Here is an 18,097-nt window from a genome sequence, read left to right as displayed (position 1 = left end):
CTAAAACCGGACACTATTCCAGTTCGCCGTTGCCCGCTTCCTCGTCGTCCAAGGACGAATCCAGCAGGCTCGGCGGCTTGGGCACGCGGGCCAGCAGCAGGAAGACCACGGTCAGCCATGCCGCAGCGGCGGTGAACAGTTCCGCCCATACCCACTCGCCAAGGTTCATGGATTGATCTTATGGCCCAACCGCCCATTATTGTAAGTATCCTTACTACTCACTGGGCTGCAGGGCTCCACTAGGCTGGAACCATGACTGAGGTAGGGCGGAAGTAGTGGCAAAACGCGGCAGGGTGAGCAAGTCACAAAGGTCGACGGCGGGAGTCGTCGACGTGCCTTCCGGCACCCGTCTCGACGGCCCGGTAGAGGGCGTCTACTACATCGATACCGGCGATTGCGAGCTGATACAGGACCAGGACAACTCCAACGGCTGGTTGCTGAAAATCAATGGCGTGATGAGCTCGCACATCGACCTTGCCGATCCGCTGTTCCTGGATTTCGAATACATGCGCTGGATCGCGGCTTTGGTGGAATCGCGCTGGCCCAGGGAACAGAATCCCAAGTTGCGCGCGCTCCATCTGGGCGGGGGAGCGTGTTCCATGGCCCGGTACTTCCACGCTGCCTACCCCGAGGCGCGGCAGGTTGTGGTGGAGCTCGATGGCAAGCTCGCGGAGTATGTCCGTGGTTGGTTCGAATTGCCCAAGGCGCCCCTGTTGCGGATCCGGGTTGGCGAAGCGCGGCAGGTGACAGAGTCGCTGACTCCCGATACCCGTGACCTCATCATCCGCGACGTCTTCGCCGGAGCCTTTACGCCCCGTGCCCTGACAACGCGTGAATTCACGGCCCACGCGGACGCGGTACTCGCAGCCGATGGGCTGTATGTGGTCAACTCCGGCGACGCCCCGGACCTCAAGAATGCCCGCGCCGATGCCGCAACCATCGCGGACACCTTCGAGCACACCATGATCATCGCCGACCCCGCCATGCTCAAGGGTCGCCGCTACGGCAATATGATCATGGCCGGCAGCCATGCGCCGTTCGGGGATGACCCCACCCTTGCCAGACGGCTTTTGGGCGGCGGCGTCCCAGCCCACATCTGGGACGACGCCCAAGTGCGCGCCTTCGCTGCCGGGATTCCGGTACGTCACGATCCTCCTGCGGAACCGGAGCCGACCCCCGCCTAGCGGGTCATTCGGCCCCCAGCAGTTCCTCCCGCCTCCCCTCCGTCTCCTCCCGCAAGGCCTGCACGACGGCGGCTACCGCAGGGCGGCGCATGGAGTCGGGGCGGAGGACCATCCAGTAGGGGAGGAGCTCGGCGAAGTCCGAGGGCAGCAGGCGCACCAAATCGGAGTGCCGGTCGGCCATGAAGCAGGGAAGGAACCCAATGCCTGCCCCCGCCCGGGTGGCCTCGACATGCACGAACACGTTGGTGGAGCTGAGGCCGTCGCGCATGGTCGGGACGAGCCTCCGGGGCGCATCCAGATCGTCCACCTGGAGCATGGAATCCACAAAGTAGACCAGTTGGTGTCGCGTGAGTTCCTCGATGCTTCCGGGTGTCCCGTGATCCGAAAGGTAAGCACGGGACGCGTACATTCCCAGCCGGTATTCGCCCAGCCTGATCGCTTCGGCACGGTGTACTTGCGGCGTGCCGACCACCACCTCGATGTCCAGTCCCGATCGCTGCTGCAGTGCCCGACGCGTCACGGTCACGATCTCGACGCTCAGTCCGGGGTGGTCCCGTCTCAGGCGGGCAACAGCGGGTGCCGCAATGTACGCGCTGAAACCGTCTGTCGCGGTCATGCGCACGACGCCGGTGATGGGGTCGGGTGCGCGGTCGCTGGGTCCCAGCGCGCCCACCGCAGCTTCGATCCGTTCCGCGACCAGTACGGCTTGGGCGCCCAGCTCGGTCACTTCCCAACCCCCGGCGGCTCGCGCCAGGACCCTGCCGCCCAGCGCCTTTTCCAGTGCCGCTATCCTGCGAGAGACGGTGGTGTGGTTCAGCCCCAAGGCTTGGGCCGCCGTCGTGAATTTTCCTGAGCGTGAGACGGCGAGGAGGATGAGGAGGTCGTCTGGATTGGGATTCATATCTGCAATTCTGCACACCTAAGGTGCCTTATTGGTCATTGAGGCATAACGAATCTGCGGCAATACTCAGTGGAGCATTCCGTGTTGTGGATCACATCACGTTCAAAAGGGTCAAAGAGGACACTGAGGAGATGGATATGAGCGTTGAGCAGCGCTCCGCATCAAGAGCCGGAAAAGATGCCGGCAAGGGCTCCGGCCTGAAGAAGATCGTCGCAGCCTCAATGGTGGGCACAGTAGTGGAGTGGTACGAGTTCTTCCTCTACGCCACTGCGGCAACACTGGTCTTTGGGAAGTACTTCTTCCCGAGCACCGGGAACGAGCTGGACGGCATCATCCAGGCGTTCATCACCTACGCGGTGGGCTTCGTTGCCCGTCCGCTGGGCGGAATCGTCTTCGGCCAGATCGGCGACAAACTGGGCCGCAAGCCCACGCTGCAGTTGACCATCGTGATTGTGGGCGTCTCCACGTTCCTCATGGGCTGCCTCCCCGGCTTCGTGGACATCGGCTACTGGGCGCCTGCCCTGCTGGTGGCCCTCCGCTTCATCCAGGGCTTCGCGCTCGGTGGCGAGTGGGGTGGCGCGGTGCTTCTGGTGGCTGAGCACAGCCCCAACAAGTCGCGTGGTTTCTGGTCCTCGTGGCCGCAGGCAGCCGTGCCGGTTGGAAACCTGCTGGCCACGCTGGTCCTGTTCGTCATGTCCACCACGCTCAGCAGCGAAGCCTTCCTCGGCTGGGGCTGGCGCGTAGCGTTCTGGCTCTCCGCGGTGATCGTGTTCGTTGGCTACTACATCCGCACCCACGTCACCGAGGCACCTATCTTCCTTGAAGCCAAGGCACAGGTGGAGGAGTCCAAGGCCATCAGCTACGGCGTGGGCGAGGTCATCCGCAAGTACCCCAAGGGCATCCTGCAGGCCATGGGACTCCGGTTCGCGGAGAACATCATGTACTACCTCGTGGTGAGCTTCGCGATCGTCTATCTCAAGAGCGTCCACAAGTACGACACTTCCTCGCTCCTGCTGGCTCTCCTGATCGCACACCTCATCCACTTCCTGGTCATCCCGCAGGTTGGACGCCTCGTGGACTCGTGGGGACGCAAGCCCGTGTACCTGATTGGTGCCATCACCGGCGCGACGTGGCCGTTCTTCGCCTTCCCCATGTTCGACACCAAGAACGCCGTGGTCATCGTGCTCGCCGTGACCATCGGCCTGTGCCTGCATGCCTTCATGTACGCGGGGCAGCCGGCCATCATGTCCGAACTCTTCCCCACCCGCATGCGCTACTCCGGCGTTTCGCTCGGCTCGCAGGTCACCTCGATCTTCGCAGGCTCACTGGCGCCCCTGCTGGCAACGCAGTGGCTCAAGGACACGGGCTCCTGGCTCCCCACCGCGATCTACCTGGTGGTCGCCTGCGCGATTACCGCCGTCGCCGTCGTTTCCCTGAAGGAGACCAAGGGCATCGCGCTCGAATCCGTGGACGAAGCCGATGCCGAACGTCACGGACTGACGACTGCCTCGCCAATAAAGAAGGGCTGATTCGATGGACAACTCCTTGAACGGACGCAAAGCATTGGTGACCGGCGGTGCGAGCGGAATCGGGGCGGCCTGTGCCCGGGCGCTGGCCGCCCGTGGGGCGAAAGTTGTAGTGGCCGACGTCGATGCCTCCGGAGCTGCGTCCCTCGCCGATGAGCTGGGCGGCACGGCGTGGACGGTGGACCTCTTGGACGTCGACGCCCTCGCGGCACTGAGCCTGGACTGCGACATCCTGGTCAACAACGCGGGCATCCAGAAAGTTGCGCCGATTGAGGAGTTCGAACCCGCGGAGTTCCGGCGGATCCTGGCCCTGATGCTGGAGGCGCCGTTCCTCCTCATCAGGGCCGCGCTCCCGCACATGTACGCCAACGGGTTCGGCCGGATCATCAACATCTCCTCCGTCCATGGACTCCGGGCCTCGGCCTACAAAAGCGCCTACGTGTCCGCCAAGCACGGCCTCGAGGGGCTCAGCAAGGTCACCGCCTTGGAAGGGGGAGAGCACGGGGTCACCTCCAACTGCATCAACCCGGGTTACGTCCGCACGCCCCTTGTTGAGAAGCAAATCGCCGACCAGGCCCGGCTCCATGGCATTCCCGAGGCCGAGGTCCTGGCCAAGGTGATGCTGACGGAATCGGCAGTGAAGCGGCTGGTCGAGGTGGAGGAAGTTGCGTCGCTGGCAGCCTGGATGGCCTCCGACGACGCCGGTATGGTCACCGGCGCGAGCTACACCATGGACGGTGGGTGGTCGGCCCGATAGCAGCCCCGGTGAGATGCCAAGTAATGCCAATGTTCGACGCGAACATTGGCATTACTTGTAGTTTCGGCGGTCGGAGCCGGCCTAACCTTCGCCGCCGATGATGGCCTCGGCATTGTCGAAGGCCCACGTCACCAAGGGGATGAGCAGGGCGGCAAGTTCGCGGCCTCGTTCGGTCAGGCTGTAGTCCACGCGGGGCGGGATGACGGGCTGCGCATCGCGGCGGACCAGGCCGTCCTTTTCGAGTGTTTTGAGGGTTTGGGCCAGCATTTTTTCGCTGATGCCGTCAGCCCGGCGTCGAAGTTCGCTCCACCGTTGCTCACCCTCCGAGAGCGACAGCAGAATGAGCACGCCCCACTTGCTCGTGATGTGGTCCAGCACCGTCCGGCTGGGGCAGCCGGCCGGGAACACGCCGTCGGCGAGGGTGGCCGGGAGCGGGGCGGGTATGGCACTTACTTTCATGTCAGTACCTTACCTTAAAGTGCGTACTCTCTTTTGGGAAGTTTATGGCTTCTTGGCTCGTTGACCAGCATGACAGAGCAAAAACCTTGGAGAGGAACACCATGAGCATCGTTATCACTGGAGCAACCGGACAGCTGGGCCGTCACGTAGTAGAGGCACTCTTGGAGCGCAACGTCCCCGCAGAGACCATCATTGCTGCAGGCCGTTCGATCGAGAAGCTGGCCGATTTTGCGGACCGTGGCGTTCAGGTCAGGACAATGGATTATGAAGACGCCGCTTCAGTTGCAGAAGCACTGAAAGGTGCCAGCAAGGTCCTGCTGATCTCCGGCAGTGCCGTGGGCCAGCGCGTGGAGCAGCACCGTACGGTGATTGAAGCAGCGAAGGCGGAAGGAGTGGAGCTTCTCGCTTACACCAGCATCGCAAACGCCGAAACCACCGGAATGAAACTGGCGGCCGAGCACCAGGCTACCGAGGCCATCCTCAAGGAATCCGGCGTCCCGTTCGTGCTCCTGCGGAACGGCTGGTACTTGGAGAACTACACCGAGCAACTGCCGGGCACGCTGGCCCAGGGAGCGCTTGCGGGTAGCGCAGGAAATGGCAAGGTCAGTGGTGCAACCCGCGCCGACTATGCTCATGCGGCTGCGGCTGTCCTGGTCGCTGACAACCAGGCCGGAAAAGTGTACGAGCTCGGTGGGGACGATGCTTTCACCATGGCTGAACTCGCTGCTGAAATCACGGCAGCTTTCGGTCAAACCATCGCTTATAACGACCTGACCGCGGCTGAGTACGCGGGGCTGCTGACAAGCGTTGGCGTTCCGGAAGCCTTTGCGGAGATCCTGGCCGACTCCGATCTGGGCATTGCCCGCGGAGATCTCCTGGTGACCGGAGGGGACCTGAGCAAGCTGATCGGACGCCCGTCGACTCCGTTGTCCGAGGCCGTGCGTTCCGCCGCTGCTTCCGTCTAAACAGCTCCGCGAGATGACAGTTAATGCCAATTTTCTTCGTGAACATTGGCATTAACTGCACTCTCGGCGCAGGGAATCAGGCGGTCTCGTCCACCAGCTCAGCACGGCGCAGGCCCCCGCCGCGCACCCATAGCTTGTAAGCCACGAACAGCAGGACCAGCCAGGTTCCACCCACGTACAGAGCGACGCGTGTGTCTTCGAAGACGCCCAGGATCACGATCACCATGGCCATGAACGCCATGGTCAGGATCGAAGCAGCGGGCCACAGCGGCGAACCGAACTCGGACGCGGGGAGCCCCTTCCGCTTGATCTCCCGCTTCATTGCGACGTGCGAAACCAGGATCATCACCCACACCCACACCGTGGCGAAGGTTGCGATGGACGAGATGAGCACAAACACGTCCTCCGGGATGACAGCGTTCAAAACCACCCCGACCAGCAGGATCCCGCCCATCATCACCACGGTCATCCACGGCACGCCATGCCGGGAGACCTTGCCGAAACTCTTCGGTGCGTGCCCCTGCTGGGCCAATCCGAAGAGGATGCGACCGGCTCCGAAGATGTCGCTGTTGATAGCTGACAGGGCTGCGGTGATGACCACTGCGTTGAGGATGTGCGGCGCAGCCGGGATGCCCAGGCCATCAAAAATCTGCACGAACGGGCTGCCGCTGCTGCCGATCTCGTTCCACGGGAAGATGCTCATCAGCACACCAAGCGTCAGGACGTAGAACAGCAGGACGCGGACGGGCACCGTGTTAACCGCCTGCGGAATGACCTTCTTGGGGTCCGCTGCTTCACCTGCGGTGATGCCGATGGTTTCGATCCCACCGAACGCAAACATTACGACGGCGAACGCGGCCAGGAGCCCTTCGAATCCGTTCGGGAACAAACCGCCGTGGTTCACGAGGTTCCCCAGTCCCGGTGCCACGCCACCGCCGTCGCCCGTTTGGAAGCCAAACACGACGATCGCCGCACCGCCGATGATCATGGCGATAATCGCCACCACCTTGATCAGCGAGAACCAGAACTCAAGCTCGCCGAACACCTTCACGCTGAGCAGGTTCATGGCGCCCAGGAACAGGATGATCGCAAGCACCCAAATCCACCTGTCCACCTGTGGGAACCAGAAGCCCATGTAGATACTGAAGGCCGTAACGTCGGCGATGGCCACGATCGCCATTTCAAATACATAGGTCCAACCGGTCACGAACCCTGCGAACGGGCCAAGATAGCGGCTGGCGTACTGGCCGAAAGAGCCGGACACGGGGTGGCGAACGGCCATCTCGCCGAGCGCACGCATCACCATGAATACGGCGGCGCCGCCAATAATGTAGGCAAGCAGGACCGCCGGACCTGCCTTTTGGATGGCGGAGGCGGAGCCGTAGAAAAGGCCCGTACCAATCGCGGATCCGAGGGCCATGAAGCGGATGTGGCGGACGTTGAGGCCTCGGCTGAGCGCCGTACCCGCGGCTTGGAGCACAGAGCTCTCCGCAGCCAGCTTGGTTTGTTGCATAGTAAAACCTTCTCGTCTTTGGGAGGGGATCGCTATCCAGCAGATCACTTTTGGGGCCCTTGTGATGGGACTCACGCGGCTTTGGTGTCTTTGATCGCAGACAGCCGGATCCGTGGTCTGGCATTTCAGACACTCATCACCGCCAGCTGGTTGGTGGATGGGCAGCCGGGGGTGCACGCTTGAGTACGGGATACCGGACACTTCCGGTTCGGGGCTCCCGGATAAGCCGAGCAGTGAGGAACCATGACAACCACTCCAGTAGCGCCCGGAAAGGCCACGTCCAAGGTCCCGGCTGCCGAGAACACCCTGCGGATCCTGAAACTGCTGGCCTCGCGCCGTGGTCCCATGGCGGCGTCGAACATTGCCACGGCGCTCGGTCTGCCCCGGTCCAGCGTGTACCACCTGCTTGGCGTCATGGAGGCCAACGGCTTCGTCCTCCACCTGCACGAGGAACAGCGCTACGGGCTGGGAATCAGCGCCTTCGAGCTCAGCTCGGCGTACTCCCGGCAGGAACCACTTTCCCGCCTTGGCCGGCCCATGCTCGCCTCGCTGGTTGACGTCATCGGCGAAAGCGCGCACCTCGCCGTGCTCCACGGACGCGATGTCCTCTACATCGTTGAGGAACGCGCCAAGAACCGCCCGAGCCTGGTAACCGACGTCGGCGTCCGCCTTCCCAGCCACCTCACGGCCTCCGGCCGCGCCATCCTCGCCGCCCTGCCCAAGTCGCAGGTGCGGGCCCTCTATCCGAACGCCGCGGCCTTTACCTCCCGTCACGAAGTCGAGTTCCCCATCATGAAGTACTCGGCCTTGTCATCGCACCTGGACCAGGTCCGGCAGCGCGGCTACGCCACGGAAAACGGCGAAATCACCCCCGGATTCGGTTCAATCGCCGCTGCGGTAACGGACCATGTGGGATGGCCGACGGCGGCAGTCGCCGTCACGTTCCTGGAGGACAAAGTGCCGGCTGAGCAGTGGCCCGTGCTGGCCGCGCGCATCCGGAAGGCGGCGGACGAACTGTCGGTCCGGATACACGGCCGCCCCGCCGGCTAACCCTTTACGGGTTGTCCCGGGCTTCGTGCTCGCCTTGGCCCTCCGGCACGAACCTGACGTCCGATTCGCCTTTCAGGATTGTGTTGCCGAAACGGGTCCGGATGTGCCGGGGCCGATCCACCGCAAGGATTTCAGTGGGGCTTGCCATCCGCCCAAACTCGCTCTGGTGAGGGTCCAGCATGCTCTCCTTGCCGCGTAAATACGAGGGCTGCTGGCGCCCCTCCAAGCACCCCGCGGACTGCCGGCGCAGCAAGGGCGTATGTCTGAAATACCGGACAGCAGCCTTCCCAAAGCCGTTCCGGCGGCGCGATTGAGGGGCTTTAGTAGAAGCAGAAGATCTTTCCAGTCCATACTTCCCCACAGACGAAGGAGTCACCATGGCACCCGCCGATTTCACCACTGGTGCCCGTCCGGTCAAGGCCGCGCGAGGTACTGAACTTACTGCCAAGTCGTGGCAGACCGAAGCGCCGTTGCGCATGCTGATGAATAACCTGGACCCCGAGGTTGCCGAGCGTCCGGATGACCTGGTGGTCTATGGCGGCACGGGCCGCGCTGTCCGCTCCTGGGCCGCATTCGATGCGATCACCCGGACCCTGGAAACCATGGAGAAAGACGAGACCCTCCTGGTCCAGTCCGGCAAGCCGGTGGGCGTTTTCCGCACCCACGAGTGGGCGCCGCGCGTACTTCTGGCCAACTCCAACCTCGTGGGTGACTGGGCAACGTGGCCCGAGTTCCGCCGTCTCGAGGCCGAGGGCTTGATGATGTACGGCCAGATGACGGCCGGTTCCTGGATCTACATCGGTACCCAGGGCATCCTGCAGGGCACGTACGAAACGTTTGCCGCCGTCGGAAACAAGCTCGCTTCAGAGGGCCGCCACCCGGCCCCCGCCGTGGAAGGTTCCACCGAGGGTCCGCTGGCCGGGACGCTGACCCTCACTGGTGGGTGTGGCGGCATGGGCGGAGCCCAGCCGCTGGCGGTGACGCTCAATGATGGCGCGTGTTTGATCGTTGATGTGGATGAGTCCCGATTGCGTCGCCGCGCCGGCAAGCGCTACCTCGACGAGGTCGAAACCGACCTGGATACCGCGATTGCGAAGGTCCAGAAGGCCAAGGAAGAGCGCCGTGGCTGGTCCGTAGGCTACGTGGGCAACGCCGCCGAGGTGTTCCCGGAACTGCTTCGCCGCCACAAGGCCGGAGAGCTGACCATTGACGTGGTCACGGACCAGACCTCCGCGCACGATCCCTTGTCCTACCTTCCCGAGGGCATCAACGTCGATGAGTGGCACACCGAAGCGGAATCCGACCCGGAAGGATTCACCAAGAAGGCACAGGCCTCCATGGCCCGCCATGTACAGGCGATGGTGGAATTCCAGGACGCCGGTGCCGAGGTCTTCGACTACGGCAACTCCATCCGCGACGAGGCCCGCAAGGGCGGCTACGACCGTGCCTTTGAGTTCCCGGGCTTCGTCCCGGCGTACATCAGGCCGTTGTTCTGCGAGGGCCTTGGCCCGTTCCGCTGGGTTGCGCTGTCAGGCGACCCCGAGGACATTGCCGTCACGGACAAGGCCATCAAGGAGCTCTTCCCGGAGAACACGCACCTGCACAAGTGGCTCGACGCTGCTGCGGACCGCGTGGAATTCGAAGGGTTGCCGGCCCGCATTTGCTGGCTCGGGTATGGCGAACGCGCCAAGGCCGGCCTGCTCTTCAACCAGCTCGTGAAAGAAGGCAAGGTCAAGGCCCCGATCGTGATCGGCCGTGACCACCTGGACTCCGGCTCGGTCGCATCCCCGTACCGGGAGACCGAATCCATGAAGGACGGTTCCGACGCGATTGCTGACTGGCCCCTGCTCAACGCCCTGATCAACACCTCCTCCGGTGCCACGTGGGTATCCATCCACCACGGCGGCGGCGTCGGCATCGGACGGTCACTCCACGCCGGGCAGGTCTCCGTCGCTGACGGCACGGACCTCGCCGCGGAGAAGCTCGAACGACTCCTGACCAACGACCCCGGCATGGGCGTCATCCGCCACGTCGACGCCGGCTACGACCGCGCCGTCGAGGTCGCCAACGAACGCGGCGTCCGTATCCCCATGAATGAGAAGTAAGAACATGACCATAACCTCCAACGAACAACTCACTGTCACCCTCGGCTCTTCCGGCGTGACCCCGGAAGACGTCGTCGCCGTCGCGCGCCTCCACGCCAAGGTGGCCATCTCCCAGGAAGCCCTGGACAACGTCGCCAAGGTCCGTGCGCATATCGACAGCCTCGCCACGAGCGATGTCCCGGCCTACGGCATTTCCACGGGCTTCGGCGCGCTGGCCAACCGCCACATCCCCAACGATCTCCGCACGCAGCTGCAAAAGTCGCTGATCCGCAGCCACGCTGCAGGAATGGGCCCGGCTGTGGAGCGTGAAGTGGTGCGCGGCATCATGTTCCTCCGCGCCAAGACCTTGGCTTCGGGCCGCACGGGTGTCCGTCCCGTCGTTCTGCAGACCATGGTGGAAGTCCTGAACGCCGGCATCACACCGCTGGTCCGCGAATTCGGTTCGCTGGGCTGCTCCGGCGACCTCGCCCCGCTCTCCCACTGCGCGCTGGTTCTCATGGGTGAAGGCGAAGCGACCGGACCCGACGGCGAACTGTACGGCACCGCCGGCAAGGCACCCGTTGCTGAGCTGCTCGCGCAGCACGGCATTGAGCCGGTCACGCTGGCCGAGAAGGAAGGCCTGGCGCTGGTCAACGGCACCGAGGGCATGCTGGGGATGCTGCTGATGGCCATCGCCGACATCCGCATGCTGCTTGCGACGGCGGATGTCACCGCCGCGCTCAGCGTCGAGGCCCTCCTTGGCACCGACCAGGTGTTCCTGCCCGAGCTTCACGCAGCACTCCGTCCGCACCCCGGCCAAGCCGCCAGCGCGGACAACATGCTCCGGGTCCTGTCCAACTCGCCGATCGTGGCATCCCACCGGATCAACGACACCAAGGTGCAGGACGCCTACTCGCTGCGTTGCGCACCCCAGGTTGCCGGTGCAGTCCGCGACACCGTGGACCACGCCGCGCTGGTGGCTTCCCGCGAACTCGCCGCAGCCATCGACAACCCCGTGGTCCTTCCCGACGGCCGGGTCACGTCCAACGGCAACTTCCACGGCGCCCCCGTGGCGTATGTCCTGGACTTCCTGGCCATCGCGATCGCCGACCTCAGCTCCATCGCTGAGCGCCGCACGGACCGCATGCTGGATCCGGCCCGCTCCCACGGACTTCCGGCCTTCCTCGCCGGAGACCCGGGCGTTGACTCCGGCCTGATGATCGCCCAGTACACGCAGGCCGGGCTTGTCTCGGACAACAAGCGGCTGGCCGTTCCGGCATCGGTGGACTCCATCCCGAGCTCCGCCATGCAGGAAGACCACGTGTCCATGGGCTGGCACGCTGCCCGGAAGCTGCGGAAGGCTGTGGAGAACCTGCGCCGGGTACTCGCCGTCGAGCTCGTTACCAGCGCCCGCGCCATCGACATGCGGACGCAAATGTCCGACGGCGAACTCACCCCGGGACCGGCCGGCGCGGCCGTGCTTGAGGTGCTTCGTGAACTGGTCCAGGGGCCGGGAACCGACCGGTTCCTATCACCGGAACTGGAAGCGGCTGACCGTTTGGTTGGCTCGGGTGCCGTTCGCGCGGCCGCCGAATCCGCCGTCGGGATTTTGGCCTGACGTCGAATAAAACGCTCATTTCGTGAGCAGATTTGTCATGCCCCGGTGTTTGTCCGCAACGCAACCACCGGGGCGCGGCAAATGTAGTAGAACTTATGGTGTACGTCACGTCCACGCCAGCGTTGCCGTGGGCTTGACGGTCAACCGTTCACAACTCAATACACAACAAAGAACATCCACAAAGGGGTAGAAGTTCAATGAAGGCACGCGGAGCAGTCCTGTCCAGGCGAAGCGCCCACTCGGCTACGGTTTCGGACTGGAGGATGCTGAAAGTCGGCGAGTCGGTGGAAGTGGTCAAGTACGCCCACGTCATCGCAACCGGCCGGATCGAGGAGATTTCCAGCAGCGGGAACGTCGTGTGGCTTGAACATTCGGGACCTGGTGTCACCGAAGAGGGCAAGGAACTGTTCATGAAGTCCGACGGCGTGACTCTCCGCCGGGCGTAGCTTAAACAAAAACCGGGGCTCGTTCCCTCTCCGCGGGTAGTAGATGCGGAGAGGGGACGGGCCCCGGTTGTTTGTTCGCTGCCGTGGGTGCCGTCAGGGACGACAATCAGGCAGCGAGTACTTCGCGGGTCTGACCGAAGGGAACGGATTCGTCCAGAGCCACGGTGTAGGTGCCTGGCTCGTGCCGGGTCACCAGAATGCCGCAGTTAGCGTCTGCTGCTGCGTTTTCGATCAGTGCATCCACGGCGCGGTCGAGTCCGTCGTGGATCTCGTCTGCCTTGGAAAAGGACAGGCGGATTTCGCGTTCTGCAATCATTGCAGGGGTCATTGGGGGGCCTCCTATTAATTGCCGCATGCGAGGGCGACCCATCAATCATAGTCGGAGGAAGGCATATATCTGTAAGATGACTCCCACTTCCGTGACCTGGGTCTCAGGCGCGCCGAGGTGGCACCTGATGCCAATGTTTGGACGAAACACCCGCATTTTGTGCCGCCTCGCTGGATGATCCGGGAGGGCGATTGGACGTGGTGGCGGGATTCGAACCCGCGTGCGCTGCTTTGCAGGCAGCTCCCTGGCCTCTTGGGTACACCACGCTCCAACGACACTAGGTGCCCGGATACGCGGTTTCCAACGTTCGTTGCCCTGCCTGTCGCGGGACTACGCGGTGTTGCCCTCGGTTGCCCGCAGTGACGCGCGATTGAGAAGCCTGGTTACTCCGGCGGTCACTACGAGGGTAAGAATCGCGGCAGCCATATGGGTGTAGAGCATGATGTGCGGCGAGCCGCCGTCGGAGGCACCCGCCGCGGGCACATCGCCGAGCCCCTGGCCCGTGCCATGAAGGTGCTCCACCAGCCCGGTGCCGGGGAAGTAGCCTCCGAACGCGACGAACCCCAAGTGCAGCAGTTGCTGCGCCACACCGGATGCCAGCAGCAACAGCAAAGGCCCATGGACCCAGCGGGCCAGGAGTTGCGCAGCCAGGCAACACAGCGCGGCGAAGCCCAAGACGACGGGGATGGCCGGGGCGCTTCCGCCAGCGGCCATGTGGGCGGCCAGCCCCAACCCAACAGCGAGTAGCCCGGACACCCAGGCCCACTTGTCCTGCACAGGAATTGCGCTCATCGCCGTCCTTCCTCCTCACAGGCTAAACGGCGGAGTGCGAACGGGAAAGGGCCCGCGAAGCTATGCGAGGAGGGTGTTCACCAACCGGGCTGCGACTTTGGCAGTCCGGGAATCGATGTCGAACTCCGGATTCAGCTCGGCGACATCCAAGTGGAGCAACTTACCGCTGGCCGCAACCTGCCGACAGATCGCACTGATCACCGGCAAGGGCACCCCATACGCGGCGGGTGCGCTTACCCCGGGGGCTACTGAAGCAGGCATCACGTCAAGATCGATCGTCAGGTAGAGGGCGTCCACGCCGGCCAGGAAATCGGAAACAAAGATCTCCGCGGCTTCCGCCGAGCACTGTTCATCGAGCAGGTACTTCACGCCGAGCCGGTCCGCCGTGTCGAAGAGCGTCCGCGTGTTGTTTGGTTCGGAAATTCCGACGACGGCGTACTGCAGTTCGCGTCCCACGGCAGCTTCCGCGCGGGCCATCTGCAGGAACGGAGTGCCCGAGCTCGGCGTGGGGTCATCGCGCAGGTCAAAGTGGGCATCCAGGTTCAGGACGCCCAGCCGTTTGCCTTGGAGCACCTCAGAACCGGCTACGCCCAGGTAGCTGGCGAACGCGGTCTCATGGCCGCCGCCCAGCACTACGGTGAGGTTCCCGGCGTCGAGCAGTCCTGAAATGGCGCGGCCGGCGCGCTCTTGGCCCGCTTCCAGCGAGTCGTCCTCCACAACTACGTCACCGGCGTCGAACACGTCCCGGCCCAGGTGGAAGGCCAGCGGGCCAAGCGCCGAACGGATCGCGGCAGGGGCCGCTGCCGCACCTGTGCGGCCCTTGTTGCGAAGCACGCCGGCGTCGCTGCAAAAACCAAGCACGACGGCGGGACGCGTGGCTGCTGCGGAGGCTTCGGGCGTGTGCGGGGCAATGGCCTGCCACCACCGGCGATGCTCAGCGCCGGTGCCGTCGAACCGGCCGGTCCACGGGGTGGGGCTGACATCTACTGTGGGGACGCTTGTTTCCATGGTTAAAGCACACCGGACCCGGACTGCCAAAGCCAGCAGTTCCGGGTCCGGAGTGTCTGAAATACCGGAATGCGGCTATTTGACGCCCAGCAGTTCCTCCACTGTTCCGATTCCGAAGAACAGCAGGAACGCGGCGGCGACGGCCCACATGAGCGGGTGAACTTCGCGGGCGCGGCCCTGGAACGTGCGGATCAGGACGAAGGAGATGAAACCCGCGCCCAGGCCGTTTGCGATGGAGTATGTGAACGGCATGAGGGCGATGGTCAGGAAGGCGGGGATGCCCACGCCCCAGTCCTGCCAGTCGATCTTGCCCACCTGGGAAACCATCATGAAGCCCACAACAACCAGTGCGGGCGCCACGGCTTCAAAGGGGACGAGGTTGATCAGCGGCGTGAAGAACATGGCCACCAGGAACAACACGCCGGTAACGATCGAGGCGAGACCCGTGCGTGCGCCTTCGCCGATGCCTGCGCCGGACTCAACGAAGATCTGGTTGGAGGAAACAGATGCGCCGCCGCCGACGATCGCGCCGAGGGCATCCACCTGCAGGACCCGGTCAACGTTGGGGATGTTGCCATCCTTGTCAACGGTCCCTGCTTCGTTGGCCAGGCCGACCATGGTGCCCATCGCGTCGAAGAAGATGCTCAAAAGGATCACGAATGCCAGGAGCGCTGCGGCAATAAAGCCGAGGTGTTCAAACGCGCCGAAGGGGTTGGCCTTACCTATAAGTGACAGGTCCGGGGCACCCCACTTGGTCAGGGTCGGGGCAACAAGGGACCAGCCGCGCGGGTTGATGTTGGTGCCGTCGTTGCTCGGGCCGATGTGGAGCGTGAACTCAAGGATGGCGGCCAAAGCCGTCGATGCCACGATGCCGATCAGGATGGCGCCACGGACCTTGCGGACCACCAGTGCGATGGTCAGGATCAGGCCGAAGGCAAACACCAGGGTGGGCCAGCCGAGCAGTTTCCCGTCGACGCCCAATCCCAGCGGAACGGTTGTGCCGGCGGCGTCAGGGATGCGGCGGACGAACCCTGCATTGACCAGGCCGATCAGTGCGATGAAGAGGCCGATGCCCACCACGATCGCGGTCTTGAGCGCTTCCGGTACGGCCTTGAATACGGCGGTACGGAAACCGGTGAGAACGAGGATCAGCATGGTCAGGCCCGAGAGGACCACCAGGCCCATCATGTCCGGCCATGTCAGGCCCGGGTGCGAGGCGACGGTCACCGCTACGAACGCGTTAACGCCCAGGCCCGTGGCCACGGCGAACGGGTGCTTGGCCCAGGCGCCCATGAGGATGGTCAGGATGCCCGCGACGAATGCCGTGGTGGCCGCGACGGCGGTGAATCCCAGCGACGCTCCGCTGGAATCCTGCCCGGAAAGGATCAACGGGTTAAGGACCACGATGTAGCTCATGGCGAAGAAGGTTGCGAAGCCACCTCGGATTTCCCGGGAGTATGTGGAGCCACGCTCGGAAATCTTGAAGTAGCGGTCGATGGCAGAACCTTGTTTAAGCATGAAGGACTCCGGGGATCGAGGGGAGTGTGCCCTCAAATCCTATGCCGTCGGATATGGGCCTCCTGACGATTCGCCTAGTCTGTAAGGAAGCCAACACTAGGAGAAACCGCCCCATGCGCACCATCCGCCCGCTTCTGGCCGCCGTCGTTGCCGCCCTGGCCTTCGCATCCGCCTTGCTGTTTTCCGCGGGCCCGGCCTCCGCGCACGACGTCGCCGAATCCACAGCGCCAGCCAACGGTTCCAGCGTGGCTGCTGTCCCGGCGTCGGTCTCCATCACGTTCAACAACCGGCCGCTGGCCATCGGATCGGGCGTAACCGTCACTGCGGGCGGCGAAAACTGGGCGGAGGGACCCGTCGAAATCATCGACAACCAGGCGGTCCAGAAGATCCGCGAAGGCGCGCCGGCTGGCGAATACACCGTGGTTTGGCGGGTCGTCAGCTCCGATTCGCACCCCATCGAGGGCACCTTCACGTTCAAGGCCGCTGCTGGAAGCGCGACGGCGACGAGCGGCACCGCGGGTGCCTCGCCGTCGTCGTCGGCACCTTCAAATACGGTTCCGACGGCGGGAACCGCAGCGCCCGGTACTGCCACCAGCACCCCGGCCGCGGACGCGTCCCAACCTTTCCCGTGGAGCATCGTGGGACTGGCCGTGGTTGCTGTGGGCCTTGTGATCTATCTCGCCGTTACCGCCCGGAAGAAACTCGCCGCCTCCAACGACTCAAATGCGGGAGATTCCGCGGAATAACAGGCTTTTCTACGTAGCTGCGAATATCTCGGATTGGTTACTGCGACACGCCAAAACCCCGGTTCTCGTTACTTAAATGTGACTTCGGCGAGATCATCGCGTACCGTAGAACCTGTGCCTGTTCCACGTAGCGGGCACTTCCGGCCTGATTGCCTAGCTCTGCCGCAGTCCGGAATCCGTTCGCAGACAAACCTTACGGCAGAGACGGGGAACCCAATTTAGGTCGCTTTCGAGCGTGCCTTGGGGTGAAGTCACGATGCTTCCGCTGAACAGCGGGGGATAGTGGCCGGGTGACTCCCATCCGAATCCGACAGCTAACCTCGCAGGCATCGGGAGAGGCTTTTTCATGTCTTCAAGCATTCTTCGCGGCCGTCGTAAGGCGGACAGCGTACGTCCTAATCCGTTCATCTCCATCTCCAAGGCAGTCGCCAGCAACGCTTCCGGCGCTGGCCGCCAGGCAGCTGTTATCGCAGCAGCCTCGGGCCTTGTCCTGACCGGCTCCATCGCTGCCCACGCAGCCGAAACCCCGGTTCAGCGTGACTCCAGCCCCGCCACGGTCGCCGAGACCGTTTCCGAGGCTCCCACCAAGGTTGTAACCGCCGCAGCTACGGCTACTGTCAACTTCGAGCGCCCTGCTGTTGCTTCCGTAGCAGCTCCGGTCATCGAGAAGCCGGCTCCCGTGGTTGAGGCACCTGTTGCCAAGAAGGCAGCAGTGGCAGCACCTGCCGCAGCCGCTCCTGTAGCAAAGGCTGCCGCGTCAGTTGCAGCCGCTCCGGCCGCCGCTGCTCCTGCAGCCGCTGCACCGGCCGTCGGTGGAGTCAACGCCGCCATGGTTGCCTCGGCTTACGCCCAGATCGGCATCATGCAGGACTGCACCGCCATGGTGGAGCGGGCCCTCGGCTCCGCAGGTATCCCCGTTGGTGACCTCGCGCCCATGCAGTTCATGAACTACGGCAAGGTCGTCAGCAGCCCCCAGCCCGGCGACATGATCGTCCAGTCCGGCCACGTTGCAATCTACATCGGCAACGGCCAGGCCATCAGCGGTGGCATCAACGGCAACCAGACGGGTATCCACCCGATCAGCTGGTTGACCGCAACTGGTCCCATCACGTACGTACGCGCAGGCGCATAAGCCTCACGCTTCAGTTCAAAGGCCGGCATCTTCGAAGATTCATTCTTCGAGGGTGCCGGCCTTTGGCGTT

General features: G+C 63.8%; 19 protein-coding genes, 1 tRNA gene and 1 riboswitch. Of the genes, 10 read left to right on the top strand and 10 right to left on the bottom strand.

What is annotated here, in order from left to right:
- Nucleotides 1–13 precede the first annotated feature (13 nt).
- Nucleotides 14–169, bottom strand: coding sequence for a hypothetical protein (locus LRQ04_RS10930; RefSeq protein ID WP_235520183.1), 156 nt, complete (start codon nucleotides 167–169; stop codon nucleotides 14–16).
- Nucleotides 170–275: 106 nt separating this feature from the next.
- Between LRQ04_RS10930 and LRQ04_RS10925 the strand changes: the two genes are divergently transcribed.
- Nucleotides 276–1,184, top strand: coding sequence for a spermidine synthase (locus LRQ04_RS10925; protein WP_235520182.1), 909 nt, complete (start codon nucleotides 276–278; stop codon nucleotides 1,182–1,184).
- 4 nt (nucleotides 1,185–1,188) lie between these two features.
- On the opposite strand, the gene LRQ04_RS10920 is transcribed toward LRQ04_RS10925, so the two are convergent.
- Entirely contained in the window at nucleotides 1,189–2,085 is an 897-nt protein-coding gene (locus tag LRQ04_RS10920; protein ID WP_235520181.1) for a LysR family transcriptional regulator, read from the bottom strand.
- Nucleotides 2,086–2,222: 137 nt separating this feature from the next.
- Between LRQ04_RS10920 and LRQ04_RS10915 the strand changes: the two genes are divergently transcribed.
- On the top strand, nucleotides 2,223–3,614 hold the full coding sequence (locus LRQ04_RS10915; RefSeq protein ID WP_235520180.1) for an MFS transporter: 1,392 nt from the start codon (nucleotides 2,223–2,225) through the stop codon (nucleotides 3,612–3,614).
- 4 nt (nucleotides 3,615–3,618) lie between these two features.
- Entirely contained in the window at nucleotides 3,619–4,368 is a 750-nt protein-coding gene (locus tag LRQ04_RS10910; RefSeq protein ID WP_235520179.1) for a 3-hydroxybutyrate dehydrogenase, read from the top strand.
- An 81-nt stretch (nucleotides 4,369–4,449) separates the two neighbouring features.
- Here the strand turns inward: LRQ04_RS10910 and LRQ04_RS10905 are convergent, their stop codons facing one another.
- Nucleotides 4,450–4,827, bottom strand: a complete 378-nt coding sequence (locus LRQ04_RS10905; protein WP_235520178.1) for a helix-turn-helix domain-containing protein — start codon at nucleotides 4,825–4,827, stop codon at nucleotides 4,450–4,452.
- Between the two features lie 101 nt (nucleotides 4,828–4,928).
- Between LRQ04_RS10905 and LRQ04_RS10900 the strand changes: the two genes are divergently transcribed.
- On the top strand, nucleotides 4,929–5,792 hold the full coding sequence (locus LRQ04_RS10900; RefSeq protein WP_235520177.1) for an SDR family oxidoreductase: 864 nt from the start codon (nucleotides 4,929–4,931) through the stop codon (nucleotides 5,790–5,792).
- Nucleotides 5,793–5,868: 76 nt separating this feature from the next.
- On the opposite strand, the gene LRQ04_RS10895 is transcribed toward LRQ04_RS10900, so the two are convergent.
- Nucleotides 5,869–7,305, bottom strand: coding sequence for an amino acid permease (locus tag LRQ04_RS10895; protein WP_235520176.1), 1,437 nt, complete (start codon nucleotides 7,303–7,305; stop codon nucleotides 5,869–5,871).
- Nucleotides 7,306–7,548: 243 nt separating this feature from the next.
- On the opposite strand from LRQ04_RS10895, the gene LRQ04_RS10890 reads away from it, so the two are divergent.
- Nucleotides 7,549–8,355, top strand: a complete 807-nt coding sequence (locus tag LRQ04_RS10890) for an IclR family transcriptional regulator (RefSeq protein WP_211710815.1) — start codon at nucleotides 7,549–7,551, stop codon at nucleotides 8,353–8,355.
- 4 nt (nucleotides 8,356–8,359) lie between these two features.
- Here LRQ04_RS10890 and LRQ04_RS10885 read toward each other — a convergent pair whose 3' ends face one another.
- Nucleotides 8,360–8,536: a hypothetical protein gene (locus LRQ04_RS10885; RefSeq protein ID WP_235520175.1), complete on the bottom strand. Its 177-nt coding sequence runs from the start codon at nucleotides 8,534–8,536 to the stop codon at nucleotides 8,360–8,362.
- Nucleotides 8,537–8,732: 196 nt separating this feature from the next.
- Between LRQ04_RS10885 and LRQ04_RS10880 the strand changes: the two genes are divergently transcribed.
- The 3 genes from LRQ04_RS10880 to LRQ04_RS10870 all read left to right on the top strand — a co-directional run bounded on the left by LRQ04_RS10880 (nucleotide 8,733) and on the right by LRQ04_RS10870 (nucleotide 12,503).
- Nucleotides 8,733–10,460 carry a urocanate hydratase gene (locus tag LRQ04_RS10880; protein WP_235520174.1) on the top strand — a complete coding sequence of 576 codons (1,728 nt, stop codon included), beginning with the start codon at nucleotides 8,733–8,735 and terminating at the stop codon, nucleotides 10,458–10,460.
- Nucleotides 10,461–10,464: 4 nt separating this feature from the next.
- Nucleotides 10,465–12,057 (top strand): histidine ammonia-lyase, encoded by a 1,593-nt coding sequence (gene hutH, locus LRQ04_RS10875; RefSeq protein WP_235520173.1) that lies wholly within the window; start codon nucleotides 10,465–10,467, stop codon nucleotides 12,055–12,057.
- A gap of 197 nt (nucleotides 12,058–12,254) precedes the next feature.
- Nucleotides 12,255–12,503, top strand: a complete 249-nt coding sequence (locus LRQ04_RS10870) for a hypothetical protein (protein ID WP_235520172.1) — start codon at nucleotides 12,255–12,257, stop codon at nucleotides 12,501–12,503.
- A 106-nt stretch (nucleotides 12,504–12,609) separates the two neighbouring features.
- Here the strand turns inward: LRQ04_RS10870 and LRQ04_RS10865 are convergent, their stop codons facing one another.
- From LRQ04_RS10865 to LRQ04_RS10845, 5 genes are all read right to left on the bottom strand, one after another.
- Entirely contained in the window at nucleotides 12,610–12,831 is a 222-nt protein-coding gene (locus LRQ04_RS10865; RefSeq protein WP_017198995.1) for a hypothetical protein, read from the bottom strand.
- A gap of 192 nt (nucleotides 12,832–13,023) precedes the next feature.
- A tRNA-Cys gene (locus LRQ04_RS10860) sits at nucleotides 13,024–13,097 on the bottom strand.
- 64 nt (nucleotides 13,098–13,161) lie between these two features.
- The gene (locus LRQ04_RS10855) at nucleotides 13,162–13,623 is read right to left on the bottom strand and encodes a hypothetical protein (RefSeq protein ID WP_235520171.1); all 462 of its coding nucleotides are present in this window, start codon (nucleotides 13,621–13,623) and stop codon (nucleotides 13,162–13,164) included.
- A gap of 60 nt (nucleotides 13,624–13,683) precedes the next feature.
- Nucleotides 13,684–14,631 carry a formimidoylglutamase gene (gene hutG, locus LRQ04_RS10850; protein WP_235520170.1) on the bottom strand — a complete coding sequence of 316 codons (948 nt, stop codon included), beginning with the start codon at nucleotides 14,629–14,631 and terminating at the stop codon, nucleotides 13,684–13,686.
- 75 nt (nucleotides 14,632–14,706) lie between these two features.
- Nucleotides 14,707–16,149: an NCS2 family permease gene (locus tag LRQ04_RS10845; RefSeq protein WP_235520169.1), complete on the bottom strand. Its 1,443-nt coding sequence runs from the start codon at nucleotides 16,147–16,149 to the stop codon at nucleotides 14,707–14,709.
- Between the two features lie 113 nt (nucleotides 16,150–16,262).
- Here LRQ04_RS10845 and LRQ04_RS10840 point away from each other — a divergent pair, with 113 nt between their 5' ends.
- Together LRQ04_RS10840 and LRQ04_RS10835 are read left to right on the top strand one after the other, a co-directional pair.
- The gene (locus LRQ04_RS10840) at nucleotides 16,263–16,895 is read left to right on the top strand and encodes a copper resistance CopC family protein (RefSeq protein ID WP_235520168.1); all 633 of its coding nucleotides are present in this window, start codon (nucleotides 16,263–16,265) and stop codon (nucleotides 16,893–16,895) included.
- Between the two features lie 150 nt (nucleotides 16,896–17,045).
- Nucleotides 17,046–17,238: riboswitch (cyclic di-AMP (ydaO/yuaA leader) on the top strand.
- A gap of 3 nt (nucleotides 17,239–17,241) precedes the next feature.
- Nucleotides 17,242–18,027, top strand: coding sequence for an NlpC/P60 family protein (locus tag LRQ04_RS10835; RefSeq protein WP_235520167.1), 786 nt, complete (start codon nucleotides 17,242–17,244; stop codon nucleotides 18,025–18,027).
- Nucleotides 18,028–18,097: the final 70 nt, after the last annotated feature.

This window comes from Paenarthrobacter sp. AR 02, assembly GCF_021538675.1.
Lineage (GTDB): Bacteria > Actinomycetota > Actinomycetes > Actinomycetales > Micrococcaceae > Arthrobacter.
This window is presented reverse-complemented; position numbering and strand designations above follow the sequence as displayed.